The organism is Schumannella sp. 10F1B-5-1 (assembly GCF_006517535.1).
Taxonomy (GTDB): Bacteria; Actinomycetota; Actinomycetes; order Actinomycetales; family Microbacteriaceae; genus Schumannella.
Genome location: NZ_VHQH01000039.1, coordinates 194,947 through 210,776, shown reverse-complemented (window position 1 = coordinate 210,776; position 15,830 = coordinate 194,947). Strand labels below are relative to the sequence as shown.

Here is a 15,830-nt window from a genome sequence, read left to right as displayed (position 1 = left end):
GGGGTGAGCGGCGGGCGACGAGGCCATCGGGAGCACGGCGGCCACCGGCCCGGTGGTCGCGAGGGCCGGCAGCCAGGCGCGCACGACGAACCGGGTTCCCTCCGCGCCCGCTCCGAGCGTGCCGCCGACCAGGCTGGCGCGCTCGGCCATGCCGGCGAGGCCGTGCCCCGGCGTGCCGCTCGGCGAGCCGTTCGGCTTCAGCGCGCTCGCGATCGAGAGGTGGAGCCCGCCCGGCGCCCAGTCGAATCGCAGCAGCACCGGCTCACCGGGGTCGCCGTGGCGCAGTGCGTTGGTGAGCGATTCCTGCACGATGCGGTAGATCGCGAGCTGGGTGGGCGTGGGCACCGCCAGCGCCTCACCCGAGCCGTCGATCTCGATCGTGAGGCCGGATGCGCGCAGCTGCTCGTAGAGCCGGTCCAGGTCGGCGATCGCCGGCTGCGGCGCATCCCCCTGCTTGTGACGCAGCTGGGCGAGCAGCACGCGCACGTCGGCCAGGGCCTCGCGCGAGGTCGAGGCGATCGTGACGAGCGCCTCGTCGACGGCCTCGGGATCGGACTTGCGCAGGTAGCGGGCTCCGTCGGCCTGGGCGATCACGACGGCGAGCGAGTGCGCGACGACGTCGTGCATGTCGCGCGCGATGCGGGTGCGCTCCTGCTCGGCGATGACCTCGTACGACGCTGCGGCCGCGGCGGCGCGGCTGGCGCGGCCGCGCAGGCCGATCGTCATGAGCAGGCCGGCCGTCCACGACAGCAGGAATCCGGCGAGGGCGGCCCCGAACAAGAACCCCGCGACGAGCAGGTAGCGCGCCGCATCCCCCACCCCCGGGAGGCCGTTCGACAGCATCGGGATGATCTGGATGTAGACCGCGACGCAGGCGGCGCCGACGAACGACGAGGCGAATCCGAGCCAGCGCACGACGGGGCCGCCGTGAGCGCCGGTCGCGAACAGCACCCCCAGGATGAGCAGGTTCGACGGACCCGGGGCGTCGATGCGGGCGAGCATCTCGAGCAGGGCGACGGCCCAGGCGATCGCGAGCGAGAGCCCCGGCGACAGCCGCCGGAACACGAGGGCGACGCAGAAGCCCAGGAAGGCGAGCGGCTCGGCCGGGGTGAGTCCGAGGAGCGCGATCGACGGCCAGATGAACACGAGCGCGAGGGCCGCGGGCACGACGATGTCGACCGTCAGCTGCGTGCGGGTCAGACGTCGGAACACCCTTTCACGGTAGGGCAGCCCCCGGACTCGCGTGCCGTCGCACGGCTCAGATCAGCCCGGCGACGACGAAGATCATCCGCTGGACGGACACCGCGCATCCGGCAGGCGAGGCCCGTCCACGCTTACTGTGGAGGCATGGCCACCACCGAGCTGACCGAGCAGGACTTCGAATCGACGGTTCTCGAGGGCGGCATCGTCCTCGTCGACTTCTGGGCCGACTGGTGCGGCCCGTGCAAGGCCTTCGCCCCGATCTACGACGCGGCGAGCGAGGACAACGCCGACATCGTCTTCGGCAAGGTCGACACCGAGGCGCAGCGCGGGCTCGCCGGCGCGGCCGAGATCCAGGCGATCCCGACCCTCATGGCATTCCGCGACGGCATCGGCGTGTTCAAGCAGGCCGGTGCGCTCCCCCGGCCCGCGCTGAACGAGCTGATCGATCAGATCCGCGCGCTCGACATGGATGCGATCCGAGCCAGCATCGCGGAGCAGGAGTCGGGCACGGCACCGACGGGCGCCTGACCGCTGCCGGCCACGCCGACTCGCATCAGCGGGTGAGCCCCATGAGCAGCTCGGCTCGCAGACCCTGCCGGGTCGACACGATCTCGACCGGGATGCGCGCCTTGTCGCCGCGATCCTCGAGGCGGCGCAGCGTCTGATCGACGACGCTCTCGAGCCCGCGCGGCACGAGGCCGACCGGGCCGCTCACGCGGCGGCCGACGAAGAGCCGCACCTCGATGGGCGCGTCGACCCGTTCCTGCTCGATCGAGCGGGCGGCGACGATGGTCTCGAGCTCGATGCCCTCGTCACGGGAGCTGGCGGCGACGGAGGCGAGCTCGTCCTGCACCGAGGCGGCGTCGGCGAGACGGATGCGCACCCGCGCGTTCTTGGGCACGAGGTCGTAGTCGTAATCGTCGAACGAGCCGGCTCCGCGGTCCTTCGGCGGCAGCGCCGGGTCGCCGATGTCGCTCTTCGTCCAGGGCCAGATCGCCATCCCGCGATCGTATCCGCTGGGCGGTCGACCCCGGAGCGCGGCGGCACCCGCTGGTCGGTCGGCGGACGGTCGCGGTAGCACCGCCGGCGGATCAGCCGGCGGCCGGGTCCTCGGCGAGCCGCAGCAGCACCTTGCCCGAGAGGTGGCCTGCGCGCAGGTGCTCGTAGGCGTCGGCGAAGCGCTCGAGGGGGAACTCGCCGTCGATCGGCACCCGCACCTCGCCGGCCGCGATCAGGGCGGCGAGCTCGCCGAGCTCGGCCAGCCCCGGCGTCAGCGAGTGACCGCCGATATTGGTCACCCCGTGCGTCGCGACCTTCGTCGGCTCCGCGATCGTGTTGATCCGGCCGGCCGGCACGCCGAGCTCGAGCGCCGCCTCGATCGTGCCGCGCCCGGCCTGGTCGAGCACTGCCGTGATCCCCTCCGGCGCCAGGGCGCGCAGTCGGTCCGCCAGCCCGTCGCCGTACCGCACCGGCTCGACGCCGAAGGAGCGCAGCAGCGCCTCGTTGCCCGCGCCGCAGCTGCCGATCACCCGCGCGCCGGTGCGCCGGGCGAGCTGCGAGCTGAACACGCCCACGCCGCCCGCCGCGGCGCTGATGAACACCGTGTCGTCGGGTGTCAGGGCGAGCGAGGCGACGCTCGCCCACGCGGTTCGTCCCGCGATGTCGAGCACTCCGGCCTCGGCGAGCGAGACACCCGCGGGCACCGCCACCAGGGCGTCCGCCGCGACGACCAGGTGGTCGGCCTGGGCGTGGAAGCGCGCGCCGCCGAAGACGCGGTCGCCGATCGACCAGGAGGTGACGCCGTCGCCGAGATCGTCGATCACCCCGGCGAAGTCGTTGCCGTTGATCGAGGGCAGCGACGGCGTGTAGCGCGAGCTGGAGCCGACGACGATCTTCCAGTCCACCGGGTTGATGCCCGCCGTGATGACGCGCACGCGCACCTCGCCGGGGCCGGGCCGCGGTGTCTCGACCGTGTCGAGCTGCAGCGCATCCACGTCGCCGAGGCGATGGAAGCGGACGGCGCGGTCGGTGGAGCTGCTCATGCTCCGACCCTAGGCGTGCCGGACGTTGCAGACCGGGTGCCGGGAACGACAGAAGCGGGCCGCCACCCGGAGGTGACGACCCGCTTGAGTACGTATCGCGATCTCAGCGACGAAGCCCGAGGCGCTCGATCAGCGAGCGGTAGCGCTCGATGTCGACCTCCTGCAGGTAGCCGAGCAGGCGGCGACGCTGTCCGACCAGAAGGAGCAGGCCACGACGCGAGTGGTGGTCGTGCTTGTGCTCCTTGAGGTGCTCCGTGAGGTCCTTGATGCGCTTGCTCAGCAGCGCGATCTGCACCTCCGGGGATCCGGTGTCACCGGGCTGGGTGGCGTACTCGTCGATGATCGCCTTCTTGGTGTCTGCATCCAGTGCCATAGAGGGATCCCTTCTCTCGTTGCGCGGTGCGCGACGCCGGGTGCGTGCGCTCTCTCGATCCGCGGCCGTCGTGACGGCAACCTGGCAATGCTAGCAGGCGAGCGGGAGGCGCGGCGACCGCGCGAGGGCCACGTCAGAGACCCAGCGCGGCCGCGATGCGGGCGAGCGTGTCGGGCGCCGCGATCGCGAGCGCCGACGTCAGAGCGGCCGCCGCCGCGGCGATGCCGACCGTCGACCAGACGGCCCGCAGGCGTCGGGCGACCCGCACGTCAAGCTCGAGGCTGCGGAACCGCTCCTCCACGTCGACGTCCTCGGGCGCCGGCGCGTCATCCGGGTGCTCCTGCCAGGTGCGCGGCTGCTCGGCGACCGCCGTCAGCAGGCGCAGGGTCTGCGCATCCAGACGGCGCGGGGCGCGAGCGAGCACGCGGCCCAGCTCCGAGGGGGTGACGAACTTGACGCCCTCGGCGTGCGAGCTCACGCGGCGCGCCCCCACGGCGACGACGAGCGACTGCACGTCGACCTCGGTGCCCAGCGCGACCGAGAGGCGGCTCGCCGCATCCAGCCGCTCGGCGATCGCGGCGCGCACGACCGTGATCTCGGCGGCGGCGAAGGCGAAGCCCTCGGCGCTCATCGGCCGGCGAGCCGCAGCCTGCGCCACGACCGTGAACACGCCGGCGGGTCCGATCAGCAGGTGGTCGAGCATCCCGCCGCGCCCGACGGGGATGCTGTGGAGCACACTCCACTCCGAGCCGAGTCCACCGAGCACGGCCCCGAGTTCGCGCTCGCCGAGCGCCGCGCGGAACCAGCGCCGCGTGTCCGCGTCGAGAGGATCGGCCCCGAGAGCACGGTCGAGCGGGCCGCGCACCCGCGCGACCGACTGGTGCTCGAGGCAGGCGCGCAGAACGCCGAACGACGGGGTCCTGCCCCGCAGCGTGCGCCCGACCGGCGCCCAGGTGACCGTCATGATTCCCCCCGGAACATGTCCCTTCGACGCTAACCCGGCCGTCCGTTCCGCAGAATCCCCCGAACGGGTGCTCGGCATCCGGCGCGCGACGCACCACGGCGTCGCGGCGACAGGAGAGAATCGACAGTCCCGATCCGCCGACGCCCGGAGCCCCATGCTCATCGCCCACCTGCTCGACGTGCTGCTGGTGCTCGTGCTGCTCGTCTACCTCGTCGTGGGCTGGCGCACCGGCATCCTGCGCACCCTCGGCGGACTCATCGGCGTCATCGCGGGCGCCGTCGGGGCCTTCCTGTCGATCCCGCTCATCGTGCCGCTCATCCCGGCGCCCGGTTGGCGGATGGTCGCCGCGGTCGGGCTCGGGCTGCTGCTCATCCTGGGCGGTCAGGCCGCCGGCGTGGCCGTCGCGCGGATGCTGCGCGGACGCCGCGAAGAGCACCGCGTCGCCGTTCCGAGCCGCCTGCTCGGCGCGGCCCTGGGCGTCGTCGTCGCCGCGCTCTCCAGTTCGCTCGTGATCGGCAGCCTCGGCTCGCTCGGCTATCCCGCCCTGTCGCAGGCGGCCGCGGGGTCGGTCGTGCTGCGCACGATCGACCAGCTGACGCCGGAGCCCGTGCAGCAGCAGCTGTCGCGCATCCGCGCCGCGGTGCTCGACACCGGGCTCCCCCGCATCAACGAAGCGCTCGGCGGGGTCGAGTCGTCGCCGGGAGCCCCCGAGCTCGAGGGCACCGACGGCCTCACCAGCGCGAGCGCCTCGGTCGTGCGCATCAACGGCACGGCCTACGCCTGCGGCCAGAACCAGTCGGGCTCGGGCTTCGTCGTCGCGCCCGATCGCATCGTCACCAACGCGCACGTCGTGGCGGGCGTGAGCGAGCCGGTCGTCGACACGCGCGGAGGGCAGGCGCTGACGGCGAAGGTCGTCTACTTCGACCCGGATGCGGACCTCGCGATCCTCGCGACGACGGGACTCGACCCCGCCCCGCTGAAGCTCTCGCCCGCGCTCGAGGTGGGCGACCGCGGCGCCGTCGACGGGTACCCGTACGGCGGCCCGTACACCTCCGGCGGCGCCGAGGTGCTCGCGAAGTCGACCGAGCTGGTCGCCGACATCTACGGCACCGCGCGCACCCCGCGCGAGATCTACACGATCGCCGCGGTCGTCGAACCCGGCAACAGCGGCGGCCCCCTGCTGGCCGCCGACGGCACGGTGGCGGGCGTCGTCTTCGCCGAGAGCGCCACCGATGACCAGCTCGGTTACGCCACGACCGACGCCTCGCTCGCCCCCGTCGTGTCCGCCGCCGCCGGCCTGACCGACCCCGTGGCTGCGGGGCACTGCACGCGCGGCTGAGCTCGGTGCGGGATGGGGGTCTTGACCTGCCGCCTGCCCGGGTGCACCCTGGTCTCAGATCAACTCATCGCCCAGAAGAGCCGGAGTCACTGACCCGCCACTGGGCGATGAGTCTTTAATCCGGGCGTCGGGATGCTGAGATGGGGTCATGAGCCGCGCCGTCGACTACGCCCCTCTGACCTCGGACGTGACCCGCGCGGACGTGCGCGCGCTGAAGCAGGCGCAGGGCTCGGGATCCGGCGTCGCGCCGGCCGTGCTGCTGGCCGTCGTCGGCGGCATCATCGCGGTGATCGCCTTCGTGGCCGCCGGCGGAGTCGGAGTGCTCGCCGGCCAGTCGTCACCGTCGCGACTCCTGCCCGTCGGTATCGTGGTGCTGATCGGCGCGGGAATCGCCGCCGGCGGCGTGCTCGGCTCGCAGGGCCGCTGGCGCGACTTCGTGCGTCTCGACCGCTTCGCCCGCGCGAACGGGCTGGTGTTCCGGGCATCCGACCCGGCTCCGGCATACTCCGGGGCGATCTTCGGCCGCGGCGGCAGCCGCACCGTCTCGCCGCACCTGATGGCCGCATCCGGGCGCTTCACCGAGATCGGCAACTACGAGTACACGACCGGGTCGGGCAAGAACCGCCGCACCCACCGCTGGGGCTTCGCCGTCGTGCGCCTCGACCGCCGGCTGCCGCACATGGTGCTCGACTCGCGCGCCAACAACAGCTTCCTCGGCACGAACCTCCCGGTCGCCTTCGACCGCGACCAGGTGCTCTCACTCGAAGGCGACTTCGATCGGCACTTCACGCTGTACTGCCCGCGCGAGTACGAGACCGACGCGCTGTACGTGTTCACCCCCGACCTGATGGCGCTGCTGATCGACGAGGCGTCGCCCTTCGACGTCGAGATCGTCGACGACTGGATGTTCGTCTACTCGACGAATCCGTTCGTGCTCACCCAGCCCGCCGTCTGGGATCGGCTGCTGCGGATCGTCGATCTCGTCGGCGTGAAGATGGTGCAGCGCACGGAGCGCTACCGCGATGAGCGGGTCGCGCCGACGACGGCCGCATCGGCCCTGGCCGGAGCGCTGCCGGACGTCGTCGCGCCGCAGGGACGACGACTGCGGCGCGGCTTCCCCGTCGCCGCGGTCGTGATCGTCGTGATCGTCGTCGTCGGCTGGATCGCGCTCAGCAGCGGCCTGCTGCGCTGAGCATCACCGGGCCACGGATCCCGGGCCGCGGATCCGGAGCTCGATCGCGGGCGGCGCGGCTCAGGCCGCCAGACCCAGCAGGGCCCGACGGGAGGCCGTGACGCGGCCCAGCAGCACGAGCTCGTCGGACTGCGCCTCGGCGCGGCCGGTGCCGCGCACGACGCGCTGACGAGCCGCGGCGAGCTGCGTCGCGTCCTTGATGTAGCGCGTCATGATCGCGCCCTGCCCACGGCTCGACGCCCACGCCTTCGCCTGCCGTCGCCCGGCGGGCGTGCCCAGTGCGACGACCTCGTCGGGGTTGATCCAGCCGGCGGCCGCGTATTCGGAGAGTCGGGCCTGCGTCTGTCTCGCCTCGCGTCGGCGCAGCCAGAACACGACGACGATGAGCCCCGCGAACAGCGGCACCTGCACGAGCACGTAGTAGATCAGGTAGCCGATCAGGCCGCCCTGCACGAAGAACGTCGCGCCGTTCCACAGGCCGTGCAGCAGCATCGCGCCGAGCAGCCCCACGAAGTAGAAGCCGACGGGCGGAAGCCAGTGGTTGAAGCGGTTGGCCGCGAGGCCGATCGCCAGGCCGCTCATCGATGTGAACATCACATGGGCGAAGGGCGACATGACCCCGCGCATGAAGAAGATCAGCAGCACGTCGCCCGAGAGCGCTCCCGACTGCGCGATCTGCACGCCGAAGTAGAGGATGTTCTCGGTGAAGGCGAACCCGGCGGCGATGGTCGCGCCGTAGACGAGGCCGTCGACCGGGCCGTCGAAGTACTTGCGTCCGATCAGGAAGATCAGCAGCACGCCGAGGCCCTTCGCGCCCTCCTCGACGATGGGCGCCTGGATGGCCGCGCCGAAGAACTGAGCCCCGGCCGACTGCGAATCGGTTCCGGCGGCGGCCAGCGCGACATCCACCCCGAAGCCGACGACGAGCGCGGTGACGACCGAGACGCCGGCGCCCCACAGGAAGGCGAAGATCTTGATGCCGAGGGGCTCGGGCTCCCAGCGGTCGACCCAGCGGATGCCGAGCAGCACGACCGTGAGCGGGATGAGCGCGAGCACGGCGCCGATGATGCCCGCCGCCCCGAGGTTGCCGAGCACGTAGAGGAGCGCCAGCACGAGCGCGAGGCCGGCGAGCACGAGGCCGATGACGAGGGCGACCGTGCGCCCGGTGTGGCGCGGGGGCGGCGGCACCGCGAAGACGGGGGCTGCGTGGTGCTGAGTCTCGGCTCGCACGTCGGCCGGGGCGCTGGCCGGCGCGAGCACGCCGACGAGCGCGGACGCGCCGCTCGCGGATGCCGTCGGCGCCGCGTCCGGGGCGGCGTCGTAGCCGGGGCCGAAGGCGGGCGCAGAGTAGGGCTGCTGACGCCCGTAGTGGGCGACCGGGAGCTCCGCGTCGCTCAGCCCGGGCTGCTGGCGGTAGTCGGTCGGGCCCGGCGCGGGCTGTTGCGGCTGGCCGTACTGAGGCTGCCCGTAGGGCGGCTGCTGCGGCTGACCGTACTGGGGCTGGACGTAGGGAGGCTGCTGCGGCTGGCCGTGCTGACCCTGGCCGTAAGGCGGCTGCTGGGGCTGCCCGTACGGCGGCTGGCCGTAGGGAGGCTGCAGCGGCTGCCCGTAGTGAGGCTGGCCCCACGGCTGCTGCGGCTGCCCGTGCGGCGGCTGCTGCCCCTGCGGTGCGCCCCCCTCGGGGGCTCCCGGGTCGCGCGGGCGATCGGCGTCGTCGGGCTGCGGCCACCGGGGATCCGTCATGGCCTCACCCTAATGCGCGAGGGCGACGCGTCACCGTGGTGAGCAGTCCCCATCGGGCCGCGCCCCGCATCCCGAGTTCAGGTCGTCGGCAGCGGCATGCGCCGCCGCGAGATGCCCGCGCTGACCACCGCGGCGACGACGCACAGCGCGGCCGCTCCGAACCACGCGCTCGTGTACGTGCCGCTCTGCTCGCGGATGACGCCCGCCACGACGGCGGCCGCCGCGGCGCCGAGCTGGTGCGCCGCGAAGACCCAGCCGTAGACGACCGGCCCGTCGACGCCGAAGAGCTCGCGGCAGAGCGCCGCGGTGGGCGGCACGGTCGCGACCCAGTCGAGCCCGTAGACCACGACGAAGATGAGCACGGGCGGCTGCACCGTCGACGCCAGCAGATACGGCAGCAGGAGCAGAGCGAGGCCGCGCCCGGCGTAGTAGACGGCGAGCAGGATGCGCGGGTTCACTCGGTCGGTCAGCCAGCCCGACGCGATCGTGCCGGCCACGTCGAAGATGCCCACGACCGCGAGCAGGGCGGCCGCCGTCGTCTCGGGCATGCCCACGTCGTGCGCGCCCGGGATGAAATGGGTGCCGATGAGCCCGTTCGTCGTGGCTCCGCAGATGGCGAAGCCGGCGAACAGCGCCCAGAAGGTGCGCACGCGCGCCGCGCGACCCAGCACCTGCACGGCGCGGCGGGCGGGATCGACGGGACTGCGCGGCGGGAACACGGGCAGCGCGTCGGCGGGCGAGCCGTAGGGGGTCATGCCGAGCTGGGCGGGCGAGTCGCGCAGGCCGATCGCGACGATCGGCACGACCGCGAGGGCGATGCCGGCGATGATGAGCGAGGCGATGCGCCAGTCGGCGTCCGTCGCGACGCGTGCCACGATCGGCAGGAAGATGAGCTGGCCGGTCGCCGAGCCCGCGGTCAGCACGCCGGTGATCAGACCGCGGCGCCGCACGAACCAGCGGTCGGCGACGAGGGCGGCGAAGACGAGTGCCATCGACCCCGTTCCGAGGCCGATCAGCACGCCCCAGGTGGCGACGAGCATCCACGGCGCCGTCGAGAGCGTGCTGAGCGCGGCTCCCCCGGCGATCAGCACGAGGGCGATCGACACGACCCGGCGCAGCCCGAACCGCTCCATGAGCGCGGCGGCGAACGGCGCGGTGAGGCCGAACAGCAGGATGTTCACCCCGACGGCGATCGACAGCTCGGCCCGCGACCAGCCCAGCTCCTGCTCGATGGGCACCATGAGCGCGCTCGGCGCCGAGCGGAATCCGGCGGCGCCGAGAAGCGCCAGGAACGCGACGGCGGCGACGATCCAGGCGGGGTGGATGCGGCGCCGACGCGACGGGGAGGGAGCGGTCACCCGTCGAGTATCTCGGTCGCCGCGGCGCTCGAGCGCTCTATGACGGACGTGCCTCGTCGAGATCCTGCCGACCTGTCCGACCGGCAGCGATCAGGCGACTACTGGATGCGGTCGTCGCCGGGCCGGCGGAACGCGAGCAGCTCCGGATCGAGCGGCACGCGTCCGGCGCTCGCGAAGGTGCAGGCGGCGGTCGTCTGCCCGGCGAAGGCGACGAGCATGAGGCGCAGCCCCGGCGAGAACTTCGCCTGCACCCGCGCCGCGAAGTCCTCGGGGATCGCGGTCGGATCGTCGCCGATGCGGCGCCCCCAGTCGAGCAGCAGCTGCTCGGTCTCGGTCACCTGCGTCGCGTCGGGGTCGCCGCCGTCCTGCGCGAGCAGGCGGCGGAAGAAGGCCGTGCCGTGCACGCTGTCGAACGCGTCGCAGATCGCGTAGCCGAACAGCGTGACCGCGCGCTGGCCGATGTAGGGCACCAGCTCGTCGCGCAGCGTGTGCCAGTGGGTGTAGGCGTCGAAGCTCGGCAGGTGCCCGAGCAGGGCGCGCTCCGAGGGGCTCGGCACGGCGCCGTCGGGCAGACGACGCAGCACCGCGATCCGCGCCGTCGCCGAGAGCTCGTCGTCGGACGGGATCGGCAGGAACGTCATGCGCTCAGCCTACGGCCGGCGCCGTGCCCACAGGCGGCGGGACACCGACCTCAGGCCGCGGTGATCGTGCGTGGCTGCGCGGCGTCGATGTCGGCGAACATCCCGGCGCGGATGGCCTGGAAGACGTCGACCGCAGCCTGCGCGAGTCGACCGTGCGCCTGCGGCAGCACGCGACCGCGGTCGCTGTGCTCGAGCACGAGCGCGGGGCCCTCGGCCACGATGTGGGCGCCGAGGTGGCGCGCCCAGGCGGTCGCCATCTCCGACACGAGCGGGTCGGTCGAGATCACCCGCACGTCGTCGCCGCGGCCCACCGGGTGGTTCGAGCGCATGAGAGCGCGCGCCACGAGGCCCGGGCCGAGGAAGTCGACGACCTGCTGGTCGGTGACCCAGGAGGGGACACCGAGAACGTCGTCCTGGCTGAGCAGGATGAGCTCCGGCAGCTCGATCGACGTGTCGCGCCACGCGACGCGGTCGCGGTTCGCGAAGCCCACGGTGTCCGGACCGTTCGCATCCACCGAGCCGACGACGAAGCCGTTGCCGCGCATCGTCGGGCGCAGTCTCAGCTCGCCCATCGCGGGGCGAGGAACGGTCAGCGGGCGCAGGTCGCGCGGGGTCTGACGCAGGGAATCCGAGGTGATCATGTAGCGGGTCGCTCCCTTCCAAGGCCTGCAACCGCCGACCCTGGCCTCGTATTCCGAGCGCTCGCGAGGTGCTTCCCGGGTGTTTCCTGAGCGCGATCGGCCGGTCTCACCCGGGCCGACGGCGCCGACCTCAAGTCAGAGCACCTTGCCCGGATTCAGCAGCCCCTGCGGGTCGAACACGGCCTTGATGCCGCGCTGCAGCTCGAGCTGCGTGTCGCCGATCTCATCGCCGAGCCAGCGCTTCTTGAGGATGCCGACACCGTGCTCGCCGGTCAGCGTTCCGCCGAGCCGCAGGGCGGCCTGGAACAGGGCGCCCGCCGCGTCCCACACCTCTTCGGGCACCTCGACATCGACCCCGTCGGCGCCGCGCGGCACGACGAAGTTCGGGTGCAGGTTGCCGTCGCCGGCGTGCGCGATGGTCGGGATCGGGATGCCGTGCTCCCGCTCGATGCGCTGGATCTCGGCGAACATCGCCGGCAGGGCGCTGCGCGGCACCGCCACGTCCTCGATCAGCACGGTGCCGTGCGACTCGAGCGTCGGGTGGAAGGAGCGGCGGATGCGCAGCAGACGCTCGCCCTCCGCCGCGTCGGCCGCCAGAGTCGCGCGTCCGCCGAGCGAGGCGATGATCGGCAGCAGGTCCTGCGCCTCGCGCTGCGCGTCGGCGCCGTCGGTCTGCACCAGCAGGTAGGCGCCCGTGCCGAGGTCGACCTGCTCGCCGCGCCCGGCGAACCAGGCGGCCAGCATCCCGACCGCCCGCTCGTCGATCAGCTCGAGCACGGCCGGCCGCACGGCCGAGGTCGCGATCACGGCCGCCGCCCGCGCGGCCGCCGTGACATCGGCGAAGGTCGCGCCGATCGTGACCGGCTCGCCCTCGGGCAGCCGGCGCAGCTTGAGCGTGGCCTCGACGACGATGCCGAGCAGGCCCTCCGAGCCGATCAACAGCGCCGTGAGGTCCAGACCCGTCACGCCCTTGACGGTGCGGTGGCCGGTCGAGATGAGCCGTCCGTCGGCGAGCACGACCTTGAGCGCGAGCACCGCCTCGCGGGTGACGCCGTACTTGACGCAGAGCAGACCGCCGGCGTTCGTCGCGATGTTGCCGCCCACCGTCGAGATGGCCTTGCTGGCCGGGTCGGGGGCCCACCAGAGCCCCTGGTCGGCGAGTCGGGCGTTGAGGTCGGTGTTGACGATGCCCGGCTCGACGACAGCCAGCTCGTCGTCGACCGAGACCTCGAGGATGCGATCCATGTGGCGCACCGACACGACGATCTCGCCCGCGCCGCCGATCGCGCCGCCCGCGAGTCCCGTGCCGGCGCCGCGCGGCACGACTGGGATGCCGTGCTTCGTCGCGAAGCGCATGGTCGCCTGCACGTGCTCGACGCTGCGCGCCTCGACGAGCGCGAGCGGACGCGCGGCGGAGGCGTGGCCCGACTTGTCGGCGCGCACCGCATCCAGCGCCGCGGGTTCGAGCACGAGCGCGTCGCCCAGCTCGGCCAGCTCGTCGCGGATCGTGTCGATCGAGAGCAGCGTCACGCGCACATCCCGCCCTTCGTCAGCGGCGCGCGCCGGTGCGCGACGCCTGGTCGTCACCCGAGTCTAGGGATCCGGCGACGGCCGCTCTCGCTAGCATCCGAGCATGCCGTCCGCCCCCGCGCCCGCCTCCCGGCGCGGACGCGCCCTCTATGCCCTGCGGCGCACCTGGCGCGGCTATCTGCGTGGTCGCGGCTACGACGCGGCCGCGGCACTGACGTTCTTCGCCGTGCTCAGCGCCTTCCCCGCGACCCTGCTCGCCGTGGCCGCCTTCGCCGTGCGCGGCTCGGAGAAGGGCGCCGACAGCGAGCTCGTCGCGCTGCTGGGGCCGTTCATCCCGAGCGGCCAGGAGGCCGCCGTGAGCGATGCGGTCGGCGAACTGCTGAGCATCCGCTCCCCCGGCATCGCCCTGATGGTCGGCCTCGCGCTGACGCTGTGGACCGTCTCCGGCTGGTGCACGGCCTACGGCCGCGCCGTCAACACGATCTGCGGCGTGCAGGAGGGCCGGCCGTTCTGGCTGTTCCGCGGGTGGATGCTCGTGATCGCCGCCGCCACGGTCGTGCTGGCCGGCGCCGCGATCGGCGTGCTGCTGGTCGGCCCCGAGACGGCTGGCGAGCTGACCGGCGGGCCGCTCGCCCCCGTCACGTCGATCGTCTGGGGCGTGCTGCGCTGGCCCCTGCTGCTCGTCCTGCTCGTCGTGCTGCTCGCGCTGCTGCAGCGGCACGCGCCGAACGTGCGGGTCAGCGGGCTGCGACGCCTCAGTCTCGGCTCGCTGCTGACCCTCGCCGCCTGGACCCTGGTGACGGGCGCGTTCGCGCTCTACCTTCACCTGATCGACTCCTACGGCCAGCTCTACGGCCGCCTCGGCATCCTGCTCGCCGGGCTCGTCTGGGCCTACCTCAGCAGCACGGCTCTCGTGCTCGGCGCCCAGCTCGACGTGGAGCTGATCCGCCTCGTGCAGCTCGGCGGGGGGCTCGAGGCCGAGGACCACGTGCGGCTGCCGGTCAAGAGCACCTACCGGATGCTGCTGCTCGCCCGGCAGCGCGACCAGGACCTCGCGGCGGGCCGCGAGATCCGCGAGGAGCTCAGTCGTTCTTCGGCGTCGTCGTCGTCAGACTGACCGGCTCGTCGCCGAGCTGCAGGCCGCCGTTGCTGCCCGCCGACAGGGTCAGCTGCTCGAGCCACTGACGGTTCAGCTCGATCGGGCGACCGCCGTAGTACTTGAAGAACAGCGGGATGCCCGGCCCGATCCAGATCGCCGAGTGGCCGTCGCCGACCGACGGGTCGTCCTTCCAGTTGAGGAAGAAGCTCTCGCCGCGACGCAGCTTGCTCGAGATCACAGCCTGCAGATGAGCGAGCACGCGGTCGTCGAACGCGATCTCGGTCTTCACCGCGCCGTACAGAAGCTTGCCCATCGATCTCCTCGTCCTTCTCGCCCCGGCGGAGCACCGGTCGACTGGCATTCTCGCATTCCGCGCAATCGGGCCAGGGGGGTCGACGCCGACCGGGCCGTCCTGGTAATGATGCGGCGTCGTCGGCGCCGCCCGCATCCGGGGCGCCTGGGAGATCGCGCGCGGCTTCCGCCCGCGTCGTAGCGTCACCGCATGCCCGGATCACGCAACCGCAGCCTGAAGAACCCGAAGATGTACGAGGAGCTGCGCGACGACGGCGCCAGCAAGCAGAAGGCCGCCCGCATCTCGAACGCCGCCGCCGCGCAGGGGAAGAGCGCGATCGGCCGCAAGGGCGGCGAGGCCGGCAGTTACGACGACTGGACGGTGCCGGAGCTGCGCGCGCGAGCGAGGGAGCTCGGGCTCACCGGCTACTCGCGCCAGCGCAAGAGCGAGCTGATCGCGGCGCTCCGCGGCTCCTAGGGCTGCCGGCGGACCGACGGCCGCGCCTCAGGAGGCCTTGCTCTTCTTCGCCGCCGGCTTCGCGTCAGCCTTCGCCGCGGTCTGCTTCTTCGCGGGTGCCTTCTTCGTGCCCGCGCTGGTCTTCTTCGCGCCGCCCTTCGCGCTCGAGCCGCCGCCGCGCCGCCGCTCCACGCTCTGCCGCAGCGCCTCCATCAGGTCGAGCACCTCGCCGCCGCCCGAACCGCTCTCGCGGCCGAAGGTCTCCTCGGTGTCGAGCGCGTCGCCCTGCTCGAGCTTCGCCTCCACCAGCTGCTTGAGCTGCACCTGGTACTCGTCCTCGAAACGCGCCGGCTCGAAGTCCTTCGAGAAGCTGTCGACCAGCTGCTGCGCCATCTTCAGCTCGTCGGCCGAGACGCGGGGATGCTCATCCAGCCCCGGGAACGCCGCCTCGCGCACCTCGTCGTCCCAGAGCAGGGTCTGCAGCAGGAGCACGTCGTCGTGCACGCGCAGCGCGGCGAGGCGGGTGCGCTGCCGCAGCGAGAAGCGCACGATCGCGGTGCGCTCGGTCTCCTGCAGCGTGCGGCGCAGCAGCGTGTAGGCCTTCATCGAGCTCGAGTCGGGCGCGAGGTAGTAGCTGCGCTCGAGGCGGATGTCGTCGACCTGCTGCGAGGGCACGAACTCGACGACGTCGATGTCGCGGCTGCGCTCGGCCGGCAACGACGCCAGGTCGTCTTTCGTCAGCACGACGGTCTGCTCGCCGTCGTCGTAGGCCTTGTCGATGTGCTCGAAGGGCACGACCTCGGCGCAGATCTCGCACTTGCGCTGATAGCGGATGCGCCCGCCGTCCTCGTCGTGCACCTGGTGCATCGGCAGGTCGTGGTCTTCGGTGGCCGAGTAGAGCTTGACCGGCACGTTGACCAGTCCGAAGCTCAGCGAGCCCTTCCAGATCGCCCTCAT

The 15,830-nt window shown here is 72.7% G+C and carries 17 protein-coding genes; 5 read left to right on the top strand and 12 right to left on the bottom strand.

Annotated elements, in window-relative coordinates:
* On the bottom strand, window positions 1–1,212 hold a 1,212-nt coding region (locus FJ658_RS11735), incomplete at its 3' end, for a sensor histidine kinase (protein WP_141145871.1).
* Window positions 1,213–1,347: 135 nt separating this feature from the next.
* Between FJ658_RS11735 and trxA the strand changes: the two genes are divergently transcribed.
* Window positions 1,348–1,731, top strand: a complete 384-nt coding sequence (gene trxA / locus FJ658_RS11730; RefSeq protein ID WP_141145569.1) for a thioredoxin — start codon at window positions 1,348–1,350, stop codon at window positions 1,729–1,731.
* 25 nt (window positions 1,732–1,756) lie between these two features.
* On the opposite strand, the gene FJ658_RS11725 is transcribed toward trxA, so the two are convergent.
* The 4 genes from FJ658_RS11725 to FJ658_RS11710 form a co-directional block, all read right to left on the bottom strand.
* Window positions 1,757–2,203: a hypothetical protein gene (locus tag FJ658_RS11725; RefSeq protein WP_141145568.1), complete on the bottom strand. Its 447-nt coding sequence runs from the start codon at window positions 2,201–2,203 to the stop codon at window positions 1,757–1,759.
* A gap of 91 nt (window positions 2,204–2,294) precedes the next feature.
* Window positions 2,295–3,245: an NADP-dependent oxidoreductase gene (locus FJ658_RS11720; RefSeq protein ID WP_141145567.1), complete on the bottom strand. Its 951-nt coding sequence runs from the start codon at window positions 3,243–3,245 to the stop codon at window positions 2,295–2,297.
* A gap of 103 nt (window positions 3,246–3,348) precedes the next feature.
* Window positions 3,349–3,618, bottom strand: a complete 270-nt coding sequence (gene rpsO / locus FJ658_RS11715; protein WP_141145566.1) for a 30S ribosomal protein S15 — start codon at window positions 3,616–3,618, stop codon at window positions 3,349–3,351.
* 133 nt (window positions 3,619–3,751) lie between these two features.
* Entirely contained in the window at window positions 3,752–4,582 is an 831-nt protein-coding gene (locus FJ658_RS11710) for a nuclease-related domain-containing protein (protein ID WP_181408435.1), read from the bottom strand.
* 154 nt (window positions 4,583–4,736) lie between these two features.
* Here FJ658_RS11710 and FJ658_RS11705 point away from each other — a divergent pair, with 154 nt between their 5' ends.
* The gene (locus FJ658_RS11705; protein ID WP_181408434.1) at window positions 4,737–5,921 is read left to right on the top strand and encodes a MarP family serine protease; all 1,185 of its coding nucleotides are present in this window, start codon (window positions 4,737–4,739) and stop codon (window positions 5,919–5,921) included.
* Between the two features lie 148 nt (window positions 5,922–6,069).
* The gene (locus FJ658_RS11700; RefSeq protein ID WP_141145563.1) at window positions 6,070–7,113 is read left to right on the top strand and encodes a hypothetical protein; all 1,044 of its coding nucleotides are present in this window, start codon (window positions 6,070–6,072) and stop codon (window positions 7,111–7,113) included.
* 60 nt (window positions 7,114–7,173) lie between these two features.
* Here the strand turns inward: FJ658_RS11700 and FJ658_RS11695 are convergent, their stop codons facing one another.
* From FJ658_RS11695 to FJ658_RS11675, 5 genes are all read right to left on the bottom strand, one after another.
* Complete coding sequence (locus FJ658_RS11695; RefSeq protein WP_181408433.1) at window positions 7,174–8,856, bottom strand: PrsW family intramembrane metalloprotease; 1,683 nt, start codon at window positions 8,854–8,856, stop codon at window positions 7,174–7,176.
* A 77-nt stretch (window positions 8,857–8,933) separates the two neighbouring features.
* Entirely contained in the window at window positions 8,934–10,214 is a 1,281-nt protein-coding gene (locus FJ658_RS11690; RefSeq protein ID WP_141145562.1) for an MFS transporter, read from the bottom strand.
* Between the two features lie 98 nt (window positions 10,215–10,312).
* On the bottom strand, window positions 10,313–10,855 hold the full coding sequence (locus FJ658_RS11685) for a hypothetical protein (protein ID WP_141145561.1): 543 nt from the start codon (window positions 10,853–10,855) through the stop codon (window positions 10,313–10,315).
* 50 nt (window positions 10,856–10,905) lie between these two features.
* Complete coding sequence (locus tag FJ658_RS11680; protein WP_141145560.1) at window positions 10,906–11,496, bottom strand: hypothetical protein; 591 nt, start codon at window positions 11,494–11,496, stop codon at window positions 10,906–10,908.
* A 135-nt stretch (window positions 11,497–11,631) separates the two neighbouring features.
* Window positions 11,632–13,026, bottom strand: coding sequence for an FAD-binding oxidoreductase (locus tag FJ658_RS11675; protein ID WP_370454794.1), 1,395 nt, complete (start codon window positions 13,024–13,026; stop codon window positions 11,632–11,634).
* A 103-nt stretch (window positions 13,027–13,129) separates the two neighbouring features.
* On the opposite strand from FJ658_RS11675, the gene FJ658_RS11670 reads away from it, so the two are divergent.
* Window positions 13,130–14,143: a YihY/virulence factor BrkB family protein gene (locus FJ658_RS11670; protein ID WP_141145559.1), complete on the top strand. Its 1,014-nt coding sequence runs from the start codon at window positions 13,130–13,132 to the stop codon at window positions 14,141–14,143.
* On the opposite strand, the gene FJ658_RS11665 is transcribed toward FJ658_RS11670, so the two are convergent.
* Window positions 14,109–14,438, bottom strand: coding sequence for an ATP-dependent DNA ligase (locus FJ658_RS11665; RefSeq protein WP_141145558.1), 330 nt, complete (start codon window positions 14,436–14,438; stop codon window positions 14,109–14,111). The genes FJ658_RS11670 and FJ658_RS11665 overlap by 35 nt on opposite strands.
* 189 nt (window positions 14,439–14,627) lie before the next feature.
* Here FJ658_RS11665 and FJ658_RS11660 point away from each other — a divergent pair, with 189 nt between their 5' ends.
* The gene (locus tag FJ658_RS11660) at window positions 14,628–14,894 is read left to right on the top strand and encodes a Rho termination factor N-terminal domain-containing protein (protein WP_141145557.1); all 267 of its coding nucleotides are present in this window, start codon (window positions 14,628–14,630) and stop codon (window positions 14,892–14,894) included.
* Between the two features lie 27 nt (window positions 14,895–14,921).
* Here FJ658_RS11660 and FJ658_RS11655 read toward each other — a convergent pair whose 3' ends face one another.
* Window positions 14,922–15,830, bottom strand: a complete 909-nt coding sequence (locus FJ658_RS11655; RefSeq protein WP_141145556.1) for a Ku protein — start codon at window positions 15,828–15,830, stop codon at window positions 14,922–14,924.